This window comes from Sphingomonas sp. Leaf25, from assembly GCF_001421635.1.
GTDB lineage: Bacteria > Pseudomonadota > Alphaproteobacteria > Sphingomonadales > Sphingomonadaceae > Sphingomonas.
The window spans coordinates 356,581-379,373 of the sequence record NZ_LMKU01000023.1; the positions used below are offsets into that span (position 1 = coordinate 356,581).

The following is a 22,793-nucleotide window of genomic DNA, read 5'->3' on the forward strand; positions in this document are numbered from 1 at the left end:
CGCCATCGCAGGAGAGTGTATGCGGGTCATCGATCATGTGATCGTGGGCGATACGGCGGTATCGGGCGACGAGGGCGGTCCCTTTGGCGCGGTGTTCGATCCCAATCGGGGCGAGGTGCAGGCGCATGTTCGGCTGGGCGCGGTCGCCGATGTCGAGCGCGCGGTTGCCGCCGCGCTTGCCGCGCAGCCGGCGTGGGGCGCGACCAACCCGCAGCGCCGGGCGCGCGTGCTGTTCCGCTTCAAGGAACTGGTCGAGGCGAACATGGATTCGCTCGCCGAACTGCTGTCGAGCGAGCATGGCAAGGTCATCGCCGATTCGAAGGGCGACATCCAGCGCGGGCTGGACGTCATCGAATTCGCCTGCGGCGTGCCGCATCTGTTGAAGGGCGATCATACGCAGGGCGCGGGGCCGGGCATCGACGTCTATTCGATGCGGTTGGCCGTAGGCATCGGCGCGGGGATCACGCCGTTTAATTTCCCGGCGATGATCCCGATGTGGATGTTCGGCGTCGCCATCGCGTGCGGCAACGCCTTCATCCTGAAACCCAGCGAGCGCGATCCGTCGGTGCCGGTGCGCCTCGCCGAACTGATGCGCGAGGCGGGCGCGCCCGAGGGCATCTTGCAGGTGGTCCATGGCGACAAGACCGTGGTCGATGCGATCCTCGATCATCCGGCGATCGGCGCGGTCAGCTTCGTCGGGTCGAGCGACATCGCGCATTATGTCTATCGGCGCGGCGTCGCGGCGGGCAAGCGGGTGCAGGCGATGGGCGGGGCCAAGAACCACGGCATCGTCATGCCCGACGCCGATCTCGATCAGGTCGTCGCCGACCTGTCCGGCGCGGCGTTCGGATCGGCGGGGGAGCGCTGCATGGCGCTGCCGGTGGTGGTGCCGGTGGGCGACAAGACCGCCGAGGCCTTACGCGAAAAGCTGATCCCGGCGATCCATGCGCTGCGCGTCGGCGTGTCGACCGACCCCGAGGCGCATTATGGCCCGGTGGTGAACGCGGCGCACAAGGCGCGGGTCGAAAGCTGGATCGCCAAGGGGGTCGAGGAAGGCGCCGAGCTGGTCGTCGACGGGCGCGGGTTCCGCCTGCAAGGCCATGAGCGCGGCTTCTTCATCGGGCCGACGCTGTTCGATCATGTGACTCCCGCCATGTCGGCGTATCGCGAGGAAATCTTCGGGCCGGTCCTGCAAATCGTGCGCGCGCCCGATTTCGAAAGCGCGGTGCGGCTGCCGAGCGAGCATCAATATGGCAACGGTGTCGCGATCTTTACCCGCAACGGCCATGCCGCGCGCGAGTTCGCCGCGCGGGTCAACGTCGGCATGGTCGGCATCAACGTGCCGATCCCGGTGCCGGTGGCCTATCACAGCTTCGGCGGGTGGAAGCGCAGCGCGTTCGGCGACATGAACCAGCATGGCGAGGAAGGCGTGCGCTTCTGGACCAAGGTCAAGACGATCACCCAGCGCTGGCCCGACGGATCGGCACTGGGGAGCCAAGCCGAGGATGGCGCGGCGGCGCGGACGCAGGATGCGTTCGTCATCCCGACGATGGGGTGACGGCGGTGCGGGCGCTGGCGCTGACGACGGTTGCGACGATGATGGCGAGCGCGCCGGCGGCGGCGGCGGGCGAATTGCGCGGGCCGGGGCGGTTCTGCGGCTATGCGCCGATCGTCGATCTGGTGGCGGGCGAACGCATCGTGACGCTGGAGGGCGGCATTCATGGCGGCACCTTCCGTTGGGAAGGGCCGTGGGGCGTGATGACCGTCGACGGCGTTGGCTGGGCATCGCGTCCCGGTGGGCGTGCGCTGCCGGCCCGGACGAGCGGCGGGGCGATCCGTTTCGCCGAACGGCGGGACAAGCGCGGGCATGTCGTCGCGATCTGGAACGGGCGGCGGGGCGCTGGCTATTTTCGCAGCGATAACCGCTTCACGCCGGGCCAGCTTGCTGCGATCGATCGGGTGCGGTTGTTTCAGGAGGGCGAGGAGCCTTCGGGCTGCGATCTGCGGACGGTTTTTTCGTGGGGAGACGTTGGATGACAGGGCGGTTGATCGGAATGCTGATGGCGGCGCTGCTGGCGGCGATGCCCGCCGCCGCGCAGAAGCGGATCGCGCTGACGTTCGACGATGCGCCGCGATCGGCCGGTGCGTTCCTGACGCTCGACCAGCGCACGGTGAAGCTGATCGCCGCGCTGCACCGCGCGGGCGTCACCCAGGCGGCGTTCTTCGTCAATCCGGGCAATCTGGCCGATGCGGCGGACGGCGTCGACGGGGTCGACCGGCTGACCGACTATGTCGCCGCCGGCCATGTGCTGGCCGATCATTCGTACAGCCATCCGGCCCTCACCAAGCTAACGTCCGAGCAATATCTGGCGGACATCGACCGGGCCGAACGCTGGTTGAAGGGGCGCGAGGGCTATCGTGCATGGTTCCGCTATCCCTTCCTCGACGAAGGCGGCGCGGACAAGGTCAAGCGCGACGCGGTGCGCGCGGGGCTGAAGGCGCGCGGGCTTGCCAATGGCTATGTCACGCTCGACGGATCGGACTGGCAGTTGGAGGGAATGACGATCGCCGCCAAACAGGCGGGCCGGGCGATGGACATGGCCGCCTTGCGCACGCTCTACGTCGACATGATGATGCAGGGCGTCGAGACGCATTACGCCAATGCGCAGAAGGTGTTCGGCGCGCGCCAGCCGATCCACGTCATGCTGATGCACGAAACCGATATTGCCGCGCTGTTCATCGAGGATTTCGTCAAGGCGTTGAAGGCGAAGGGCTGGACGATCGCCACCGCCGACGCCGCCTATGCCGATCCGCTGGGCAGGGTCGCGACCGATCCGGCCCATGCCAACGGCACGCTGACCGGCCAGATCGCGCAGACCCGCGGGATCGGCGGCCTTGCCAACCCGTCGCTGGGCGACGCGAAGGCGGCGCAGGCGGCGTTCGACACGCGCGTGCTGACGCGGCGGTGAGGCAGCGGACCGCCTCGGCATCGCCCTATGAGGCGGCGATCGGCTTCGCCCGCGCGGTGCGGGTGGGTGACCGCATCCTCGTGTCGGGCACCGCGCCGGTCGAGCCGGACGGCAGCAGCACGCCGGGCGATGCCGCCGCGCAGGCGACACGGTGCTTCGCGATCATCGCGCAGGCGATCGGCGAGTTGGGCGGGCGGATCGACGATGTCGTCCGTACGCGGATGTACCTGACCGATCCGGCCGATGCCGGGGCGGTCGGGCAGGTGCATGGACGAGTGATGGGCACCGCGCGGCCCGCCGCGACGATGCTGGTGGTGGCCGCGCTGCTCAGACCCGAATGGCGGGTCGAGATCGAGGCCGAAGCGATAGTGGAGAGTGAAGCGTGAACCCGTTCGACCTGACCGATGACCAGCGCGAGATCCAGGAACTGGCGCGCCGGTTCACCGCCGACGCGATCACCCCGCATGCGGCGGAATGGGACGAGCAGCACATCTTCCCGCGCGACACGATCAAGCAAGCGGCCGAACTGGGCTTCGCCGCGATCTATGTATCGGAGGAGTCAGGCGGGATCGGGCTTGGCCGGATGGAATCGGCGCTCATCATGGAGGCGATGGCCTATGGCTGTCCATCGACCTCGGCGTTCATCTCGATCCATAACATGGCGGCGTGGATGCTCGACGCCTTCGGGTCGGCCGAGCTGAAGGCGCGGTTCCTCCCTGACCTCGTCACGATGGACAAGCTGGCGAGCTATTGCCTGACCGAGCCGTCATCAGGGTCGGACGCGGCGGCACTGAGGACGAAGGCGGTGCGCGACGGCGACGACTATATCGTCACCGGCACCAAGCAGTTCATCTCGGGCGCGGGCGAGAACGAGGTGTATCTGGTGATGGTCCGCACCGGCGGGGAGGGGCCGAAGGGCATCTCGTGCCTGCTCATCGAGAAGGACATGCCCGGCGTGTCGTTCGGCGCGAACGAGCGCAAGCTCGGCTGGCATTCGCAGCCGACCCGCGCGGTGATCCTGGATCAGGTGCGCGTGCCCGCCGCCCATCTGGTCGGCGCCGAGGGACAGGGCTTTTCGATCGCGATGCAGGGGCTGGACGGCGGGCGGCTCAACATCGGCGCGTGTTCGCTCGGCGGGGCGCAGCGGTGTCTCGACGAGGCGGTGGCGTACACGAAGGCGCGCCAGCAGTTCGGCAAACCCGTCGCCGATTTTCAGAACACGCAGTTCACGCTGGCCGACATGGCGACCGAGCTGGAGGCGGCGCGCGCGCTGCTCTACACCGCCGCCGCCAAGGTGAGCGCGAACGCACCCGACAAGACGCGCTTCGCCGCGATGGCGAAACGCTTCGCCACCGACACCGGATCGAAGGTGGTCGATCAGGCGCTGCAACTCCATGGCGGTTACGGCTATCTCATGGACTATCCGATCGAGCGGTTCTGGCGCGACCTGCGCGTTCATTCGATCCTCGAAGGGACCAACCAAGTGATGCGGATGATCGTCGGACGGGATCTGGTGAAATGAGCGTTCGGGTGGAAATCGACGGCCGGGTCGGGCGTCTCCGGCTCGACCGGGCGGAGGCGTTGCATGCGCTGACGCATGGCATGTGCGACACGATGCTCGCCGCGCTGGAGGACTGGCGCGACGATCCCGCCGTGCAGGCGGTGGTGATCGACCATGCCGAGGGGCGGGGGTTCTGCGCGGGTGGCGACATTCGCATGATCGCCGCGAGCAGCGCCATCGATGGGGCGGAGGCGCGGGCGTTCTTCGCCGCCGAATATCGGCTGAACCACCGGCTGTTTACCTATGCCAAGCCGGTGATCGCGATCATGGACGGGATCGTCATGGGCGGCGGGGTCGGCATTTCGCAGCCGTGCAAGCTGCGCGTCGCGACCGAGCGCAGCCGCTTCGCGATGCCCGAAACCGCGATCGGGCTGTTCCCCGATGTGGGGGGCGGCTGGTATCTCTCGCGCCTGCCCGGCCGGATCGGCCAGTATCTGGCGCTGACCGGGGCACGGATCGACGGGGCGGAGATGCTCGCGCTGGGCCTCGCCACGCATTTCGTGGCGTCGGAGCGGGTGGCGGAGGCGACCGCCCGCATCGCTGCCGATCCGCAAGCTGCCGAGGCGATTTTGAGCGAATTGTCGGGCGAACCGGGCGAGGCGGCGATCCTGTCGCGCCAGGGCGAGATCGACCGGCTGTTCGCCAGCGACGATTTCGAGGAAATCCTGTCCGTGCTGGACGCCGATGGCGGGGAGTGGGCGAGCGAGCAACTCGGCATCCTGCGCCAGCGCGCGCCGCTGTCGTGCAAGGTGTCGCTGAAACTGCTGCTCGACGGCAGGGCGATGCCGACGTTCGAGGACGAGATGCGGCAGGAATATGCCGTCGCCACGCGCATCGTCCAGCGGCCCGACATCGTCGAGGGGGTGCGCGCGGTGATCGTCGACAAGGATCACGCGCCGCGCTGGGACCCGGCCACGCCGGACGCGGTCAGCGATCACATGATCGACCGCATCTTCGCGCCGCTCGACGCGGACGACGAATGGCAGCCGCGATGATTTTTTCCCCGTCATTCCGGCGCAGGCCGGAATCCATTGTGTCGGGAGATCGCGCTTCTATCGCTACCGTCTCGCGTCCATGGATTCCGGCCTTCGCCGGAATGACGGTTCGTTACGGGAGTTCGCATGTCTACGTATGAAACCATCCTCGTCGAGCGTCGGGGTGCCGTGACGCTCGTCACGCTCAACCGGCCGCAGGCGCTGAATGCGCTGAACGCGCAGGTGCTGGCCGAACTGCTGGACGCGATGCGCGCGTTCGATGCCGATCCGACGCAGGGCTGCGCGGTCGTCACTGGCTCTGCCAAGGCGTTCGCCGCCGGGGCCGACATCAAGGAAATGCAGGAAATGGACTTCGCCGCGATGTACGGCGGCGATCATTTCAGCGGCTGGGACGCCTTTACCCGCACCCGCAAGCCGATCATTGCTGCGGTCGCCGGCTTTGCGCTGGGCGGCGGCTGCGAGCTGGCGATGATGTGCGACTTCATCCTCGCCGCCGATACCGCGAAGTTCGGCCAGCCGGAGATCAAGCTGGCGGTGACGCCGGGCATGGGCGGGTCGCAGCGCCTCGCGCGCGCGGTCGGCAAGGCGAAGGCGATGGAGATGTGCCTGACCGGGCGGATGATCGGCGCGGAGGAGGCCGAGCGGTGCGGCCTCGTCGCGCGGATCGTCCCCGCCGACGATCTGGTCGAGGAGGCGGTCAAGACCGCGCAGACCATCGCTGCGATGGCCCCCTTGGCGGTGAAGGCGAACAAGGAAATGGTCAACGCCGCGTTCGACACGACTCTTAGCGCTGGCGTGCAGTTCGAACGTCGCCTGTTCCACGGCCTGTTCGGCACGGCGGACCAGAAGGAAGGCATGGCCGCCTTCGTCGAGAAACGGCCGGGCAACTGGACCGGGCGGTAAGGATCGGGCCGGCACCGCCTTCCGCCGGGAGGCGGACAAAACACAGGAGAGCAGCATGGCACGGATCGGCTTCATCGGCCTTGGCAACATGGGCGGGGGCATGGCCGCCAATCTGGCGAAGGCGGGGCATGACGTGCGCGCGTTCGATCTGTCGGCCGAAGCCCTCGCGCGCGCCAAGGCCGCCGGCTGCCTGCCCGCCGCCGGCGCGGTCGAGGCGGCGGCGCGCGCGCAGGCGGTCGTCACCATGCTGCCCGCCGGCACCCATGTCGCCGAGGTCTATGGCGGCGGACTGTTCGAGGCGGTCGATACCGGCGCGGTGCTGATCGATTGCTCGACGATCGACGTCGATACCGCGAAGACGGTGGCGCAGGCGGCGCGTGCGAAAGGGCTGCACGCGGTCGACGCGCCGGTGTCGGGCGGGATCGCGGCGGCCAACGCCGGCGCGCTGACCTTCATGGTCGGCGGCAGCGAAGCGGCCTTCGCCAAGGCCGAGCCGTTCCTGTCCGACATGGGCAAGGCGGTGATCCATGCGGGCGACAGTGGCGCGGGACAGGCGGCCAAGATGTGCAACAACATGCTGCTCGGCGCATCGATGATCGCGACGTGCGAGGCGTTCGCGCTGGCCGAACGGCTGGGGCTGGACGCGCAGACCTTCTACGACATTGCCTCGGTCAGTTCGGGACAATGCTGGTCGATGACGAGCTATTGCCCGGTGGCGGGCGTTGGCCCGGAGACGCCGGCCGATCGCGGGTTTCAGGGCGGGTTCGCAGCGGCATTGATGCTCAAGGACCTGCGCCTTGCGATGCAGGCCGCCGCCGGGGTCGGTGCGGATACGCCGATGGGCGCGCGGGCGGCCGAACTGTACGGCCGCTTCGTCGAGGGCGGGCAGGGCGCGACCGATTTTTCGGGGATCATTCAGACGCTGCGGTAATTCACAGGTCGTCGCCCCGGTCGTATCCCCGCGCAGGCGGGGATCCAGAGCCATGGATACAGGCCGTTGTTCTGCCTGACTCTGGACCCCCGCCTGCGCGGGGGTACGCCATGTTTCAGACAAGCGGCACCTATCGTCCCAGCAAGGGACAGAGGGTGATCGCCCCTTGCCGCCCGCCACCGGCAACGCCCATGTCGGCCCGATCCACTGCGACAGGAACCATCCGATGCGCCGTCTGCTCCCCCTCGCCTTGCTTGCCGTCGCCGCGCCGCTGCCCGCGCAAACCCCGGCACCGTTCGTCATCGAGCAGACCGGGCAGGGGTTCGCGACGATCGATGCGGCGGTCAGCGCGGTGCGCGACGGCACCGCCACCATCCTGATCGCGCCGGGCACCTACCGCGACTGCACGGTGCAGACCGGCGGCGACATCACCTATCGCGCGCGGACCCCCGGCAGCGTCATCTTCGACGGTGCGGCGTGCGAGGACAAGGCGACGTTCGTGCTGCGCGGCCGGCGATCGACGGTCGACGGCATCGTGTTCCGCCGTATCCGCGTGCCCGACGGCAATGGCGCGGGCATCCGTACCGAGATCGGCGACCTGACCGTCGTCAACTCGACCTTCCTCGACAGTCAGGAAGGCATTCTGGGCGGCAACCCGGAGGGGCGGCAGCGGATCGTGATTGACCGGTCGACCTTCGCTGGTCTGGGCCAATGCGATGAATCGACCGACTGCGCGCATTCGGTCTATCTGTCGAACAACGGGTCGATCACCATCACCCGCTCACGCTTCGAGCGCGGGACCGGCGGCCATTACGTGAAGATCCGCGCGCCGCGCATCGACATCACCGACAGCAGCTTCGACGACAGCCGGGGGGCCAAGACCAACTACATGATCGACCTGCCCGAAGGGGCGACGGGCAGGATCGCGGGCAACACCTTCGTCCAGGGCAAGGCGAAGGAGAACTGGACCGGCTTCATCGTCGTCGGCGCGGAGAAGCGGACCTTCCCGGCAACGGGCCTCAGCGTCGAGAACAATGTCGCGACGCTGGCACCGGGGGTGGACAAGAGCCCGGCGTTCGTCGCCGATTATACTGGCGACGGGGTCAATGTGGGGGCTAACCGGCTGGGGCCGGGGGTGCGCAGGTTCGAGACGCGGTAGGGCGGACGCGACATTCCTGTCCGTGCCGTCACCCCGGACCTGTTCCGGGGTCCACGGTGCGGCGATCGGTGTAGTCAAAGGCTCGAACGGCAGCGTGTGCTGCTGGGTGGACCCCGGAACAGGTCCGGGGTGACGAAGCGGATAGCGCGTTCGACCCAAAACGTCGGGTCGTGTGCCGCTCAAAGCCGAATGTCGATCGGACCTGAACCCTACTCCCGCAGCAACGGCATCACGTCGGCCAGCGTCACGTCGTGCATCTGGTGCAGATACGCCTCGTAGTAGCCCTTGTGCGAGGCTCCCACGACCGCGAGCATCCGCGTGCCGGGAGTGCGGCCCAGCACGTCGCGCATGTTGGCGACCATGCGCAGGTTGCGTGTCTCCCAATAGCCGACATAGTCGCGGGCGAGGCCGGTGGGTTCGGCCAGCGCCGCGCCGAAATCGGACCGATAGACCAGCGCGGGCGCGTCCGGCGCGTTCATCGAGCGATAGAGCGCCAGCACGCCGCCCGGCGTGCCGAGGCCGGCGGTCAGCCGTTCGTCGTCGGCACGGCGCTGGCGCGAGGCGGGATTGTCCCATGCCCGCAGGACCGCGTCGTCCGCCGCCTTGCGGCGCGCGGGATCGGCGTCCCCCGGGCTGTCGGCGGAGTGATCGTCGACGCTCCACGTCCGCTCGAGCCCCAGGCGCGCGGCGAGGACGGCGGAAATCTGGCTGCTTTCGCCGCTATGCGCGGCCAGCCTGGTCAGCATCGTCACCAGCGGCGCGTCGAGCCCGTCGCCCGCGCGCCGTTCGGCGGGCGGCAGGCGCAGCCACTGGACCAGCGCCGAGTAGCGCTCGCCCGCCGCCAGCCATACCGCCGCCAGCCGCCGGCGCTGCGCCGGGGTCGGCGCCTTGCCGAGCGCCGCGACCAGCCGCTCGCCCTCGGCATTGGCGGCGGGCACGTCCAGCCCGGTCGCGGTATTGGCGGGGGTGGGGTCGTAGCAATAGGTTTCGACCGTCTCGGCATAGCGCACCGGATAGCGGCGCAGCGCGTCGCATTGCAGCCCCGAGAGATCCTCGGTCGCGATCGCGGTCGGCTTCCACGCCGCCAGCCGGTCGAGCAGGGGGCCAAGCACCGCCGGCTGGAAGCTTTCGGGCAGGTTGGCCAGATGCGTCGTGCCCAGCACCAGGACGATATTGGGATTGGCGGTGCCGGTCCGTTTCAGTGTTTCGGGGCGGAAGGTCGGTCGATACCCCGATTCCTGCGCCGCGACGTCAGGGGCAAGCAACAGGGTCGCGCCGATCAGGGCGGCGGGCAGGAACGACGGCATGGATTGACCCCCAATGTGTATTGCCAATATAATACGCTATCGTGCCCGGCGACGGTACGCAAGCGTGCGTGGCATGGCGCTTTCCCCTCTCGACGTCCGTCGCATCCTCGCGCGATAGGGGGCCGTCGCAATCATGCGGCATGTTTCCCCGAAAGTTCCGATGAAGATCTGGTTCAATCAGTCGTTTTCGCTTCGCAACGTCATCGCGAACATGGTCGCCGCCCGGCCGGGGCTGGACATCGCGGTCAGCACCATCGACGGCGACGCGCCGGTGCGCGACGTGGCGCCGGACTTCTGGGTCGAGCCGGCGCGCGGGGCGACCGATTATGTCGAATGGGCGCTCGCCACCGCGATCGATCGCGGCGTGACGCATCTGGTCGCCGGACGGGGGCGCACGGGCATCGCCGCGCAGCGCGAGCGGTTCGCGGCGGCGGGGATCGCGCTGCACGTCGCGGCCGATGCCGCCACGCTCGACCTGCTTGATGACAAGGCCGCGTTCACCGTGTCGCTGGGCGACGATCCGCATCGCTGCCCGTCGATCGCGGTGACGACCGCCGACGGCTTCGACGCGGCGGTGGCCACGTTGACGCGAGGCGGCCGGGCGGCGTGCGTCAAGCCGGTGCGCGGCGTCTATGGCGCGGGATACTGGACGCTCGACGGGGTGACGCCGCTGGCGCATCTCGCCGATCCCGATGCCCGCCGGATCGCGCCTGCGCTGTACGTCGACGCGCTGCGCCATGCCGAGGTGCAAGGAGAAACCTTCGCGCTGCTGGTGATGGAGCATCTGCCGGGGCTGGAGGCATCGGTCGACATCGTCGCCGACCATGGCCGGGTGCTGCTGGCGGCGGTGCGCACCAAGCTCGACCCCAATCGCCAGCGGATCGAGACGCGCCATCCGCTGATCGCCCATGCGACGATGCTGGTCGCCCGCCATGCCCTGCACGGGGCGCTCAACGTCCAGTATAAGCAGGACGCCGGGGGCCAGTGGCGCATCCTCGAGATCAACAGCCGCGCGGCCGGCGGGGCGTCTTACGGTGATGCGGTGGGGATTCCGTTCTGCGCGACATGGATCGATGTCGTCACCGGCACCGCGCAGGCATTCGATGGAGCGATCGATGCGCAGGTCGTCGCGGTGGTCCATGCGACGCCGCGCGCACAGCAGAAAAGCGGGACTCCGTCAAACCCCCGCCAGTGAAATTTACCTGTCGTTCCGGCCGCTTTCGGGGGTTGCGGCCTGTCGCGCGCCGGTCATAATCGCCGCCCACAAGGGTCGCCGTGACGCGACGCAACGAGAGGAAGAAGCCGATGGTCAGTCTGCAGAAGGGTCAGAGCGTCCGTCTCGAGAAATCGGGTGGCGGCACGCTGACCCGCGTTGCGATGGGCCTCGGCTGGGACGTGCGCAAGGCCAAGGGGCTGCTCGGGCTGTTCGGCGGCGGCGGGGGCGGCGATGTCGATCTCGACGCCTCGTGCCTCGCCTTCGATGCGTCGGGCCGGCAGCTCGACGTGGTGTGGTTCCGCAAGCTGACCAGCGACGACGGCAGCATCGTCCATAGCGGCGACAACCGCACCGGTGCCGGCGACGGCGACGACGAGACGATCGCGGTCGACCTGACGCGGCTGCCCCCGGGCGTGCGGACGCTGATCTTCACCGTCAACAGCTTCACCGGCGACAGCTTCGACCGGATCGAGAACGCCTATTGCCGGCTGGTCGATGCGACCAACAGCAAGGAACTGGCGCGCTATGATCTCAGCGGGGCGGGGTCGCATACCGGACAGGTCATGGCCAAGCTGGTGCGCAGCGGCGACGGCTGGGAGATGAAGGCGCTGGGCGAGCGGACCTCGGGCCGGACGTTCCAGGAGATGATGGGCGCGATCACCGGCGCGCTGTGATCCCGACCGCGTTGATACAGGACCCGGCATGACCGAACTGCAACAAGGCGGCAACGCCGCCGTGCCGCCCGGCACGCTGACCATCGATCTCGACTGGACCGCGCCTGCGGGCGTGGAGGCGGATGGCTCGGCCTATCTGCTGCTCGGGAACGGGCGGGTACGCGGCGACGCCGACATGATCTTCTATAACCAGAGCGAGGGCGACGGCGGTGCGATCCGTTTCGCCGCGCGAACCGGCGCCGGCGGGCGCTTCACCGTCGATCCGGCGCGGCTGTCGGGCGAGGTCGAGCGGATCGTGTTCTGCGTGACGATCGACGAGGCGACCGCGCGGCGGCAGACGCTGGCGATGTTGCAGGGCGTGGCCGTCACGCTCTCCGGGCAGGGCGGCGATACGCTGTCGTTCCGCCCGTCGCTGGGGCAGGCGACCGAGGCGGCGATGATGCTGGCCGAACTCTACCGCCGGGGCGGCCAGTGGAAGTTCCGCGCGGTCGGGCAGGGGTTCAACGGCGGCCTTGGGCCGCTCGCGCGCTCGTTCGGCATCGACGTCGCCGAGGAAACCGCCGCGCCGCCGCCGCCGCCGCCGCCGCCCGCTGCTCCGCCGCCACCGCCCGCTGCTCCGCCACCGCCGCCACCTGCTCCGCCGCCGCCGTCGATCAGCCTGTCGAAAGTGACGCTGGAGAAGCAGGGGCAGACCGTCAGCCTGCAAAAGCGCGGGAGCAGCTTCGGCGAGGTGACGATCAACCTCAACTGGTCGCGCGGCAAGAAAGGGTTCTTCGGCGGCGGCAGCGCGATCGATCTCGATCTGGGCTGCCTCTACGAGCTGAGCGACGGGCGCAAGGGCGTGGTGCAGGCGCTCGGCAACAGCTTCGGGTCGTACAACAGCCTGCCGTTCATCGCGCTGTCGGGCGACGACCGCACCGGCGACGTGTCGCAGGGCGAGACGATCCGCGTGAACGGCGGCCAGTGGAGCGCGATCCGCCGCATCGCCATCTTCGCCAATATCTACGAAGGCGTGCCCAACTGGCAGGCGACCGACGGCGTCGTCCTCGTCACCATGCCCGACCAGCCGCCGATCGAGGTGCGCATGACCGAGGGGCGCAACGACCGCCGCCTGTGCGGCATCGTGCTGATCGAGAATATCGGCGGCCAGATGAAGGTGACGCGGATCGTCGACTATGTCCGCGACCAGCAGGTGCTCGACGAGCAGCTCGGCTGGGGCCTGCGCTGGGTCGCGGGGCGCAAATGATCGACCAAGGGAGAGTCAAATGTCGGTAAGCCTGTCCAAAGGCGGCAATGTCAGCCTGTCGAAAGAAGAGCCCGGCCTTACCCGTATCCTGATCGGGCTCGGCTGGGACACGCGCGTGACGGACGGGGCCGATTTCGACCTCGACGCCAGCGCGTTCCTGCTGGGCGCGGGGGACCGGGTGCGCAGCGACGGCGACTTCATCTTCTACAACAACCTGCGTTCGGCCGACGGATCGGTCGAACATACCGGCGACAACCGCACCGGCGAGGGTGACGGCGACGACGAGGCGCTGACCGTCGACCTCTCCCGCCTGCCCGCCGATGTGCAGAAGATCGCGGTCGCGGTGACGATCCACGAGGGCGAGGGCCGGCGGCAGAGCTTCGGCATGGTGTCGAACGCCTTCATCCGCATCGTCAACGATGCGACCGGCCGCGAGATTTCGCGTTATGATCTCGCCGAGGATGCCTCGACCGAAACCGCGATGATCTTCGGCGAAGTCTATCGCCACAACGCCGAGTGGAAATTCCGCGCGGTGGGGCAGGGGTATAAAGGCGGGCTCGGCCCGATGGCGCGCAACTATGGCGTCAACATCGGCTGATCCCGGGCGTTCAAACTAAGGATAACATCATGGCAGTATCTCTCTCCAAGGGCGGCAACGTCAGCCTGAGCAAGGAAGCACCGGGGCTGAAGGCGGTTCGCGTCGGGCTCGGCTGGGACACGCGCGTCACCGACGGCAGCGCGTTCGATCTCGACGCCAGCGTGTTCCTGACCGACGAGGCCGGCAAGGTCCGCTCCGACGCCGATTTCGTGTTCTACAACAACAAGGAAGGCGCCGGCGGCTCGGTCGTCCATCAGGGCGACAATACCACCGGTGAGGGCAGCGGCGACGACGAGGTGGTCGCGGTGTCGCTCGATCAGGTGCCGGCCGAGATCACGAAGCTGAACTTCGCGGTCACGATCCACGAGGCGGAGGGCCGTCGCCAGAATTTCGGCATGGTGTCGAACGCCTTCATCCGCGTGCTGAACGCCGATGGCGGCACCGAGCTTGCGCGCTACGACCTGTCGGAAGACGCCTCGACCGAGACGGCGATGATCTTCGGCGAACTCTATCGTCACAATGGCGAATGGAAGTTCAAGGCGATCGGTCAGGGCTTCGCCGGGGGTCTCGGGCCGCTGGCGCGGTCGTTCGGCGTCAACGTCTGATCTGACGGACCTGCCCGCGATGCGTGATCTGATCGCGGGCGAACGGGCACCGGCGGCCGGCACGACCACGTTCGTGCTGGCCGGCGGTGCGCCGCCGCCCATGGCGCTGGTGGCACTGGGCGCGGACCGGCGGGTGGCGGCGGATTTCGCGCCGATCGATTCGATCACCCGCGAACTGCGCAGCGGCGTCGGCTTCGAGGAGGCGACACGGCTGCGGATCGATCCCGCCGCGCTGCCGGCCGGGGTCGATCGCCTGTTGCTGATCGCGTTCGATCCCGCCAACCGCCCGATCGACACCCGGCTGACCATCGCGAGCGACACGCTGCGCTTCGCGGTCGATCCGGGCGGGCAGGCCGCGGCGGCGGTGATCCTGATCGAGCTGTACCGCCATCAGGGCGGCTGGCGGATCGCCGCCAACGGGCAGGGGTTCGCGGTCGGCCTCTCCGCCATCGCTGCCGCCTATGGCCTCGACCGGGCATGGTGCGACCGGCTCAACCCCCGGTTGCAGGACGACACGCCCGATCGCGGCGACCGCTCCGGCCAGTCGAGCGGCAGCGGCATCGCGATCGAGGCGCATCACATCCTGACCAACGCCCATGTCGTCGAGGACGTCCGCACGATCAGCGTCCATGTCGGCGGGCGGACATTGGCGGCGGAGATGGTGTTCGCCGATCCGCGCAACGACCTCGCGCTGCTCCGCGTCGACACGCCGCTCATGCAGATCGCGCAGTTCCGCTCGCAGGTCGGACTCCATCTGGGCGAGGATGTCGTGGCGCTCGGCTTTCCGTTGCAGGGGCTGCTCGGCACCGGGCCGCAGGCGAGCGCCGGAAATATCGCCGCGCTGTGCGGGATCGGCAACGACAGCAGCGTGTTTCAGTTCACCGCGCCGATCGCCAGCGGCAACAGTGGCGGTCCGATTCTCGACATGGCGGGCCATCTGATCGGCCTCGTCAGCTCCTCGCTCAACCTCGACCGGATCCGCCGGTCGGGGGCCAGCGCGGAAAACATCAACTTCGGCATCAAGGGTGCGATGATCCTCAGTTTTCTCGATTCTCACGGATTGGAACCGCAGATGGCGCACGACGCCACGCCGATCGGCCGGACGGCGGTGGTGGCCCGTACCCGCAGCGCGATCGCACGGATCGCATGCCAGTGCTGACGACCCCGAACCCGCATCGCAGCGTGGCCTTGCCTACCGGCCGGCTCGACATCGCGGTCGAGGAGGCGGTGTGGCCCTTGGACGACCTGTGCGCCTTCGCCGCGCGCGAGAACCCCAAACGCGGCTTCCTGATCGTGTCGCGCGTGCTCGGCCGGCATCTGCCCGCCAGCCCGCAGGTGATGCGCGCCAGCGTGCGCGATCTGGTGGCGCGCATCCCCGCCGATCTGCCCGGACCGGTGATGGTGGTGGGGCTGGCGGAAACCGCCGTGTGCTTGGGGCAAACGGTCCATGGCGAACTGCGCGCGGCGCTGGGGCGGGAGGATGTGCACTTCCTCCATTCGACCCGCCAGCGGATCGACCATCCGTTGCTGTGCCGGTTCGAGGAACCGCACAGTCACGCCTCGGCGCATCTGATCTACCGCCCCGACCTGCCGACCCCGCGCACGCTCGTGATCGTCGATGACGAGGTGTCGACCGGCACCACCCTCACCAATCTGGCGCAGGCGCTGGTGGCGGCATGGCCCGGTGTCGAGCGGATCGTCGTCGCGACGCTGACCGACTGGTCGGTCGGGCGCGACTGGCAGGCGCGGATGCCGCGCCCGACGGCAATCGCCGCGCTGCTCCACGGCCGGCTGGAATGGACGCAGGGCGACATCGCCCCGGCCGATGCCGCGTTCGACATGGCGGCGGCGTCGCTCGGCACCCTGGCGACGCATCGCAACATGGGGCGCACCGGCATCACCAGCGCCGCCGCGCCGCCGCCGATCGGTCCGTTGCCGCCCGTCACCGGCCCGCTCAGGATCATCGGCACCGGCGAATTCACCTATCCCCCGTTCCGTCTGGCGGAAACGCTTGCCGACGCGGGCCATGACGTGGTCGTGCAGGCGACCAGCCGCAGCCCGGCGCGGATCGGCTGGGCGATGGCCAGCAAACTTTGTTTCACCGACAATTATGGAACCGGCGTGCCCAATTATCTCTACAACGCCGATCCCGCCGATGGGCGGACCAACTGGATCGCGCACGAGACGGGGGCGGCGACGATCGACCCCGCGCTGGTCGCGGCGCTGAACGCCACGCTGATCGGATGGGCGGCATGATCCGCGCGATCGCACTCGTCGATCTCGACGACACGCTGTTCCAGACGCTGCGTAAATGCCCGGCCGACGTGCCGCCCGAACGGCTGACCCCGCTGGGCTTCGCCAAGGACGGATCGCCGCTGAGCTATGCGACGCCGGTGCAGATGCGCTTCCTCGACTGGCTGGCGGAGACGACGCATCTGGTGCCGGTGACGGCGCGCAGCCTCGACGCGCTGCGCCGCGCGCATATTCCGTTCAAGGCGGCGGTGTGCGCGCATGGCGGGGTGATCCTGAACGACGAGAGCGAGGTCGATGCCGAATGGGCGGCGATCGTCGCCGGGCGCGCCGCCGAACATCGCGCCGTGCTGGACGAACTGGTGGCGGCCATCGCTGCCGAGGCGGCGCTGCGCGACGTGCCGATCAACGCGCGGGTGCTGATGGAGGGCGATCTCGCGCTCTACGCGCTGGCCAAACATGCCGATGCCGATGCCGATGCGCTGTTCGGCGTCGTTGACGCGGCGGTGCCCGCGCTGCCGCCGGGCTGGACCGACCATCGCAACGGCAACAACGTCGCGCTGATGCCGCCCTATCTGGGCAAGGCGCATGCGGTGGCGCGCATCCTGCCGGGATTGCGCGCGCGTTTTCCCGATGCACCGGTGATCGGCATCGGCGACAGCCTGACCGATGCGCCGTTTATGGGGCTGTGCGACTTCGCGATGCTGCCGCCGCGCTCGCAGCTTGCCGGGGGCATGTTCGATGCCGGTTGAGGCGGTCCGGGCCGACCCCGCGCCGTTTTCGGGCAGCTATGACCCCGCCGACGTCACCTTCCTCATGAAACCGGTGGCGCTCGCCCCTACGGCGGTCGCTGACAAGGAAGCGGCGATCCAGTCGGGCAAGCGCCATTATTCGGAGATGATCGCTCCCGAACGGGTGCCCGGTCCCGACTATCTCGCGCTGTACGACGCGGCGCTCGCGCGCAACGGCGCGCGGCTGGCGCAGGATGTCGCCAGCCTCGCCGCGCATTTGGCCGAGCGGGCGGACGGGCGCGAGGTGGTGCTGGTATCGCTCGCCCGCGCCGGCACGCCGATCGGGGTGCTGCTCGCGCGGACGCTGCGCGCGCACGGCCACGCTGCGGTGCATTATTCGGTCAGCATCATCCGCGACCGCGGTATCGACCGGGTCGCGCTGGCGCATATCGCCGCGCGGCACGATCCAACGCAAGCCGTGTTCATCGACGGGTGGACCGGCAAGGGCGCGATCGGTGGCGAATTGCGCGCGACCCTGGCCGACCGGCCGATGGGGTTCGCGCCGACGCTGGCGGTGATCGCCGATCCGGCGGGGCAGGCGGACATCGCCGCGACCGACGATGATTATCTGATCGCCTCGGGCCTGCTCAACGGCATCGTCTCCGGCCTCGTCAGCCGATCGATCCTGAACGACGCGGTGGTGGGGCCGGGCGATTTTCACGCCTGCGTCACCTATCCGCAGTTCGCCGCCGCCGACCGGTCGCAGGCGTTCGTCGATACGCTGGCGCCGCTGGCCATCGCCGCCGTGCCGCAACCGATCGATGGCCATGCCGCCCGCCGCCCGGCGCTCGTCGACGCCTGCGAGGCGATGCTGGCCGACCTGCTGGTGCGGGCGGGCACGCAGGATCGCAACCGCATCAAACCCGGCATCGCCGAGGCGACACGCGCGCTGTTGCGGCGGATGCCCGAACGACTGCTGGTGCGCGATGCGGCCGACCCCGATGTCGCGCATCTGCTGCACCTCGCCACCGAACACGGCATTCCGGTCGAACCGCTGGATGCCGCTTCCCGTTATCGCGCGGTCGCGATCATCCGTTCGCTGGGGGACGATCAATGAACCATGGACCCGTCACCGCGCTCGAACTCGGCGCGACGCTGTATCTGCCCGCGACCCGTGCCGATCTGGTCGAGGTGCTGCTCGGCAACCGCCGGGTGGCCGGTCTGCGCTCGGCGGTGATCTGCCTTGAGGATGCGGTGCGCGAGAGCGACCTGCCGCTGGCGATGTCGCGGCTCGCGGCGTTCCTGCGCACGCTCGGCAACCGCGAGGGTGGCCCGGCCGAACCGCTGCTGTTCGTGCGCCCACGCGATGCGGCAATGCTGGGGCACATCCTGTGCATGCCCGGCGTCGAGCGGCTGACCGGCTTCGTCGTGCCCAAGGCGCATGCCGAATCGATGCCGGCGTATCTGGCGCTGCCGCTCCACGACCGGCACCGGCTGATGCCGACGCTGGAGACGCGCGAGTCGCTCGACCCGCAGGAAATCCGCCGCCTGCGCGACCAGTTGCTGGCGGTGCAGGACCGCATTCTCGCGCTGCGTATCGGCGGCAACGACCTGCTGCGCGCGATGGGGCTGCGGCGCACGCCCGGCCGCACCGCCTATGACGGGCCATTGGGCGGAGTCATCGCGATGCTGGTCACGAGCTTCGTGCCATGGGGCTTCGCGATGAGCGCGCCGGTGCTCGAACAGTTCGGCGATACCGACCTGCTGCGCGCTGAGATCGCCCGCGACATCGAACACGGCCTGTTCACCAAGACCGCGATCCACCCCGATCAGGTAGCGGTGATCCACGCCGCGCTGGCCCCGTGCGAGCGGCAGGTCGCCGAGGCGCGGCTGATCCTGGCGGACAACGCCCCGGCGGTGTTCGCGTGCGACGGGGTGATGTGCGAACCCGCCACCCATGCCGCCTGGGCCGAACGGCTGCTCGGCCGCGCCGCGCTGTTCGGGGTCGCCGACGCCCATTCCCTTCGCCTGATAGCAGGAACCGACCAATGACCATGCGCAGCAAGATCGACGAACAGAAGAGCCCCGGCGTCCGCTTCGAGGTTCATGAGTTCAACCGCAAGGCGCATAGCCTCGGCCATCAGCCGGTGACGGTCGCCGGCGCGGGCGGGGCCGGGGCGGAAGGAGGGATTCATGTCCACCTGCCGCATCCGGTCAGCGCACGGCAGGTCCGCATCGTGCTGGAGGGCGGCGCGGCGCTGCTCGAACCCGGCGCGCTGCAATATGCGCACGGCAAGTTGCAGGTCGACGTGCAGAAGAACGCCGGCGCGGGCGGGTTCTTCTCGCGCGCGATCACCTCGGCCGGCTCGGGCGAAAGCGCGTTCGCGACCCGCTATGCCGGGCATGGCGAGGTGTGGACCGAAGTCACGACCAAGCATTTCATCCTCGCGGCGATGGACGGGCCGCAGGATTCGCTGATCCTCGACGACGGGGCCTTTTACGCCTGCGACGCCAACATCGCGGTGTCGACCCATGTCCATCGATCGGTATCGGGGATCATGTCGGGCAACGGGCTGATGCAGCCCAAGCTGACCGGGGCGGGCGCGTTCGCGATCGAATCGCCGGTCCCGGTCGACGAGATCGAGGTGATCGAGCTCGACGGCCAGAACGAGCTGATCGTCGATGGCGACCTGATGCTGATGTACACCGCGACGTTGCAGGTCGAACTGCGCCCGCTGGTCCGGGGCTTGCGCAACGCGATGCGCACCGGCGAGGGGCTGGTGTTCGTGTTCCGTGGGCGCGGCACGGTGTGGCTCACGCCGACGATGCGGCTGGGCTGACCCTGTTCGTCGTCCCCGCGCAGGCGGGGACCCATAGACGCTGACGCTGGTGATGAAGCCGCGACGTCGGCGTTTATGGCTTCCCGCCTGCGCGGGAATGACGAAGGCTATTATCGCGCCGGATCGTCGTCGCCGTAGCGCCGTTCGATGAAGCGCAGATTGTCGGCGAAGCTGTCGAGATCGTCCTGTGCCAGCGAGCGCGATAGCGTCTGCAACCGCTCGACCATCCGTTCGATCCCCTGGTTCAGCTTGTAGCTGGCCGAGCGGCCGGTCTGGCGAAAGATCTCGGCGCGGTGCGCGGGCGGGATTTCGGCATAGCTGGCGATCAGGCGCGGCAGGTGATCGTCGCGCATCTGGCGGATTTCGGTCAGCGTCGCGATCAGCACCGCATCGCGCCCCGCGCGCGCCTCCAGATCGTCAATCAGCCCCAGCAACCGCGCGACCAGCGGACGCGAGGTATCGGGCAGGCGTGGATCGTCGGGCTGGATGCCGGCGCGGGCAGGAGTGGGCGTCGGTCCGGGCGCATCGGTCGCCGGCGGCAGCGGACCGCCGAGCCATGTTGCGAGCTTGTCGAGAAAACCGGTCACAATCGACGTCCCGTTGCCTGTGCCCGCGCATGATAGTGCATGGTGACACGATGCCGCTAGAGGCAGTTAGTTCCCTTCGATCGCGGCGATCGCGCGGCGGGCCTGCATCACCGCGTCGCCCAGCGCGCGGCTGGCCGCCGGGGCGGACAGGGTGCTGCCGTCCGCCGCTGCCGCCGCCCGATCGAGCGCGCGTGCCTGATCGGCCAGCGCCCGGCTGCCCGCCACCGCACCCCGCGCGGCGGCGGCGGTGCGCAGCGCGGCGATGCTGGTTTCCTGCGCGCGGGCCAGCGCCTGTGCCAGCGTGGCGTGGCTGTCGATCAGGATGCCGATCGTCAGCAGCCCTTGCCGTGTCACCGCCGACTGCGTCAGGATGTCCTGTTCGCGCGCCAGCAGCCGTTCGGTAGCTGTCTCGCGCAGGAACGCGGCGCGCTCGGGCCGGTCGTGGCGCAGTTCGCGCGCGGCGGCCTCCAGCGCGGGGCGGAGCGCGGCGATCAGCGCGCCGGCTTCGTCCAGTGCGGCGACGGCGGCGGCGAACCGGTCGCGATCGGTTTCCAGCGACAGGATCGACCGGGCGACGCCATCGCGCTCGCGCGCCAGCCGTTCGACCAGCGCGTCGATCCGCGCCGGCACGGGCGGTGCGGGAGGGGCGGCGAACAACGATCGCCAGCCCGAGGGCGGCGGCGGCGTGTCGAGCGCCTGCGCCACCGCTTCGACTTCGGCGAGGCCGGTCTTGGCGCTCTCGGTATGGATCGCGCCGCGCGACAGCCGCGCGCTGGCATCGGCCGCCGAGGTTATCGCGCGCCGGCCGATCGCGTCGATCGCCTGCACCACCCCGTCCTCATCGGCATGCAGCCATTGCCGCAGCAGCGCGCGGGCATCGGTGATGGGGGAAGCATCGGGCACGACCCGATTTCTATACGTCGCCGTCCCCGACCGCAATTCGGTCGCGCGGCGGCAGCGTCAGATGGAAGCGCGTCGGCAGGCCGGGCACCAGCGCCAGCGTGCCGCCATGGGCATGGGCGATCTGCCGCGCGAGGCTGAGGCCGACCCCGGTCCCGTCGACCTTGGTGGTGTGGAACGGGCGGAAAATGCGCGCGGCATCGTCCGGGGCCACGCCGTTGCCGCTGTCGGCGACCTCGATCGTCAGCCCGGCCGCCTCGATCGACACGGCGAGCGCGACCCATGCCGGTCGCTGTTGGCCGGCCGCCGCCGCCTCCGCCGCATTCTGGAGCAGCGCGAGTACCCCCTGCGTCACCTGATCGCGGTCGAGCGGCCAGTCGGCGTCGGCCGCGACCGACAGGTCGAGCCGCACCCCCGGCCAGCGTCCCGCGAACAGCCGCGCCCAGTCCGCCGCCAGTCCGGCAGGCGACGTAGCGCGCGGCTGCGGCACCGGCAGCCGGGCCAGCGTGCGATAGGCGGTGGTGAACCGCTCCAGTCCTTCGGCCCGCCTTGCCAGCGTGCCGATAATCTCGTGCAGCAGCGCCGGATCGGTCCCCGGCGTCTCGATCGCCTGCAACGCGCTGTCGGCCAGCGAGGTGATCGGGGCAAGGCCGTTGAGCAGTTCATGGCCCAGCACATGGATCATCTCGGCGGTCGCCCGCGCCTCGGCCAGACGGGCTTCCTGTTCGACGTCGATCAGCGTGGCGATCGTCCGCGCGTCGCTCAGCGTCACCCGCTCGATCCGCCAGTGGCGTGCCTCGTGGCGCAGGTCGCGTGCCTGCGGGTCGGCGAGCGCCGGGGGCAGGGCGACGATCCGGTCGTCGGTCGCGAACAGCCGCCGCGCGGCGCGGTTGAGCGCGCGGCCATGGCCGTCGTGCAGCGCGATCATCGGCGTCGGCGCGGCATCGAGCAGCAGCCGGTTGCCGGCGTCGTCACCCTGCGCCGGAGCCGCCGCGCTCGCTACCCCCGCCTCGCGCCACCCGGCCGACAGCGTCAGCAGCAGCGCGACCAGCGCCGCCCCGGCGAGCGAGCCCCATGCGCCTTGCTGCCACGCAAACAGACCGGCCCCGCCCGCCGCGACCAGCAATATTGCGCGCGTCATCGTGCGCAGGCCGGGGATGCGGGACGTACTCCTCTCCCTGACAAGAGTTTCGGGTCGGTCATGCCCCCGGCATGACCTGAACAGTGCGGGGCACTGNCGGGGGTGGGTAGGTTCGGGGCAGGTGCTGCCGTTCCCTCGCAGGCCGACCCACCCCCAGCCCCTCCCTGGTCAGGGAGGGGA

At 69.3% G+C, this 22,793-nt stretch carries 24 protein-coding genes; 20 read left to right on the forward strand and 4 right to left on the reverse strand.

Annotation, left to right across the window (positions count from 1 at the left end; genetic code table 11):
• The first annotated feature begins 19 nt into the window (after positions 1–19).
• The 9 genes from ASE78_RS09360 to ASE78_RS09400 all read left to right on the forward strand — a co-directional run bounded on the left by ASE78_RS09360 (position 20) and on the right by ASE78_RS09400 (position 8,518).
• Positions 20–1,558 carry a CoA-acylating methylmalonate-semialdehyde dehydrogenase gene (locus tag ASE78_RS09360; RefSeq protein ID WP_056496041.1) on the forward strand — a complete coding sequence of 513 codons (1,539 nt, stop codon included), beginning with the start codon at positions 20–22 and terminating at the stop codon, positions 1,556–1,558.
• Entirely contained in the window at positions 1,555–2,037 is a 483-nt protein-coding gene (locus ASE78_RS09365; protein ID WP_235514968.1) for a hypothetical protein, read from the forward strand. Before ASE78_RS09360 ends, ASE78_RS09365 begins: the two co-directional genes overlap by 4 nt.
• Positions 2,034–2,969 carry a polysaccharide deacetylase family protein gene (locus ASE78_RS09370; protein WP_082467105.1) on the forward strand — a complete coding sequence of 312 codons (936 nt, stop codon included), beginning with the start codon at positions 2,034–2,036 and terminating at the stop codon, positions 2,967–2,969. Before ASE78_RS09365 ends, ASE78_RS09370 begins: the two co-directional genes overlap by 4 nt.
• Positions 2,966–3,355: a RidA family protein gene (locus ASE78_RS09375; RefSeq protein ID WP_056496044.1), complete on the forward strand. Its 390-nt coding sequence runs from the start codon at positions 2,966–2,968 to the stop codon at positions 3,353–3,355. Before ASE78_RS09370 ends, ASE78_RS09375 begins: the two co-directional genes overlap by 4 nt.
• A complete protein-coding gene (locus ASE78_RS09380) occupies positions 3,352–4,491 on the forward strand; it encodes an acyl-CoA dehydrogenase family protein (protein WP_056496047.1) in 1,140 nt (379 codons plus the stop codon). The genes ASE78_RS09375 and ASE78_RS09380 overlap by 4 nt, the downstream gene beginning before the upstream one ends.
• Positions 4,488–5,525 (forward strand): enoyl-CoA hydratase/isomerase family protein, encoded by a 1,038-nt coding sequence (locus tag ASE78_RS09385; protein ID WP_056496049.1) that lies wholly within the window; start codon positions 4,488–4,490, stop codon positions 5,523–5,525. Before ASE78_RS09380 ends, ASE78_RS09385 begins: the two co-directional genes overlap by 4 nt.
• A gap of 126 nt (positions 5,526–5,651) precedes the next feature.
• A complete protein-coding gene (locus tag ASE78_RS09390; RefSeq protein WP_056496052.1) occupies positions 5,652–6,428 on the forward strand; it encodes an enoyl-CoA hydratase in 777 nt (258 codons plus the stop codon).
• Positions 6,316–7,359 (forward strand): 3-hydroxyisobutyrate dehydrogenase, encoded by a 1,044-nt coding sequence (gene mmsB / locus ASE78_RS09395; protein WP_268795710.1) that lies wholly within the window; start codon positions 6,316–6,318, stop codon positions 7,357–7,359. Before ASE78_RS09390 ends, mmsB begins: the two co-directional genes overlap by 113 nt.
• A gap of 226 nt (positions 7,360–7,585) precedes the next feature.
• Positions 7,586–8,518, forward strand: a complete 933-nt coding sequence (locus tag ASE78_RS09400; protein ID WP_056496477.1) for a right-handed parallel beta-helix repeat-containing protein — start codon at positions 7,586–7,588, stop codon at positions 8,516–8,518.
• A 209-nt stretch (positions 8,519–8,727) separates the two neighbouring features.
• On the opposite strand, the gene ASE78_RS09405 is transcribed toward ASE78_RS09400, so the two are convergent.
• Positions 8,728–9,825 (reverse strand): DUF5694 domain-containing protein, encoded by a 1,098-nt coding sequence (locus ASE78_RS09405; RefSeq protein WP_235514969.1) that lies wholly within the window; start codon positions 9,823–9,825, stop codon positions 8,728–8,730.
• A 160-nt stretch (positions 9,826–9,985) separates the two neighbouring features.
• Between ASE78_RS09405 and ASE78_RS09410 the strand changes: the two genes are divergently transcribed.
• The 11 genes from ASE78_RS09410 to ASE78_RS09460 all read left to right on the forward strand — a co-directional run bounded on the left by ASE78_RS09410 (position 9,986) and on the right by ASE78_RS09460 (position 19,985).
• Complete coding sequence (locus ASE78_RS09410) at positions 9,986–11,020, forward strand: ATP-grasp domain-containing protein (protein WP_056496057.1); 1,035 nt, start codon at positions 9,986–9,988, stop codon at positions 11,018–11,020.
• Between the two features lie 110 nt (positions 11,021–11,130).
• Positions 11,131–11,715, forward strand: a complete 585-nt coding sequence (locus tag ASE78_RS09415; RefSeq protein ID WP_056496059.1) for a TerD family protein — start codon at positions 11,131–11,133, stop codon at positions 11,713–11,715.
• A 28-nt stretch (positions 11,716–11,743) separates the two neighbouring features.
• Positions 11,744–12,961, forward strand: coding sequence for a TerD family protein (locus ASE78_RS09420; protein WP_056496062.1), 1,218 nt, complete (start codon positions 11,744–11,746; stop codon positions 12,959–12,961).
• 19 nt (positions 12,962–12,980) lie between these two features.
• Complete coding sequence (locus ASE78_RS09425) at positions 12,981–13,559, forward strand: TerD family protein (protein WP_055762799.1); 579 nt, start codon at positions 12,981–12,983, stop codon at positions 13,557–13,559.
• Positions 13,560–13,588: 29 nt separating this feature from the next.
• A complete protein-coding gene (locus tag ASE78_RS09430; RefSeq protein WP_056496067.1) occupies positions 13,589–14,164 on the forward strand; it encodes a TerD family protein in 576 nt (191 codons plus the stop codon).
• A 19-nt stretch (positions 14,165–14,183) separates the two neighbouring features.
• On the forward strand, positions 14,184–15,323 hold the full coding sequence (locus tag ASE78_RS09435; protein ID WP_056496069.1) for a trypsin-like peptidase domain-containing protein: 1,140 nt from the start codon (positions 14,184–14,186) through the stop codon (positions 15,321–15,323).
• Between the two features lie 23 nt (positions 15,324–15,346).
• On the forward strand, positions 15,347–16,420 hold the full coding sequence (locus tag ASE78_RS09440) for a phosphoribosyltransferase domain-containing protein (RefSeq protein ID WP_235514970.1): 1,074 nt from the start codon (positions 15,347–15,349) through the stop codon (positions 16,418–16,420).
• Positions 16,417–17,166 (forward strand): hypothetical protein, encoded by a 750-nt coding sequence (locus ASE78_RS09445; protein WP_056496486.1) that lies wholly within the window; start codon positions 16,417–16,419, stop codon positions 17,164–17,166. Before ASE78_RS09440 ends, ASE78_RS09445 begins: the two co-directional genes overlap by 4 nt.
• Complete coding sequence (locus ASE78_RS09450) at positions 17,156–18,262, forward strand: cysteine protease StiP family protein (RefSeq protein ID WP_056496074.1); 1,107 nt, start codon at positions 17,156–17,158, stop codon at positions 18,260–18,262. The genes ASE78_RS09445 and ASE78_RS09450 overlap by 11 nt, the downstream gene beginning before the upstream one ends.
• The gene (locus tag ASE78_RS09455) at positions 18,259–19,197 is read left to right on the forward strand and encodes an HpcH/HpaI aldolase/citrate lyase family protein (RefSeq protein WP_056496077.1); all 939 of its coding nucleotides are present in this window, start codon (positions 18,259–18,261) and stop codon (positions 19,195–19,197) included. Before ASE78_RS09450 ends, ASE78_RS09455 begins: the two co-directional genes overlap by 4 nt.
• Positions 19,194–19,985: an AIM24 family protein gene (locus ASE78_RS09460; protein ID WP_056496081.1), complete on the forward strand. Its 792-nt coding sequence runs from the start codon at positions 19,194–19,196 to the stop codon at positions 19,983–19,985. The genes ASE78_RS09455 and ASE78_RS09460 overlap by 4 nt, the downstream gene beginning before the upstream one ends.
• A 110-nt stretch (positions 19,986–20,095) precedes the next feature.
• Here ASE78_RS09460 and ASE78_RS09465 read toward each other — a convergent pair whose 3' ends face one another.
• The 3 genes from ASE78_RS09465 to ASE78_RS09475 all read right to left on the reverse strand — a co-directional run bounded on the left by ASE78_RS09465 (position 20,096) and on the right by ASE78_RS09475 (position 22,613).
• Complete coding sequence (locus ASE78_RS09465; RefSeq protein ID WP_235514972.1) at positions 20,096–20,572, reverse strand: hypothetical protein; 477 nt, start codon at positions 20,570–20,572, stop codon at positions 20,096–20,098.
• Between the two features lie 66 nt (positions 20,573–20,638).
• Entirely contained in the window at positions 20,639–21,475 is an 837-nt protein-coding gene (locus ASE78_RS09470; RefSeq protein WP_056496084.1) for a toxic anion resistance protein, read from the reverse strand.
• Positions 21,476–21,485: 10 nt separating this feature from the next.
• Positions 21,486–22,613, reverse strand: a complete 1,128-nt coding sequence (locus tag ASE78_RS09475; protein WP_056496087.1) for a sensor histidine kinase — start codon at positions 22,611–22,613, stop codon at positions 21,486–21,488.
• Between the last annotated feature and the right edge of the window lie 180 nt (positions 22,614–22,793).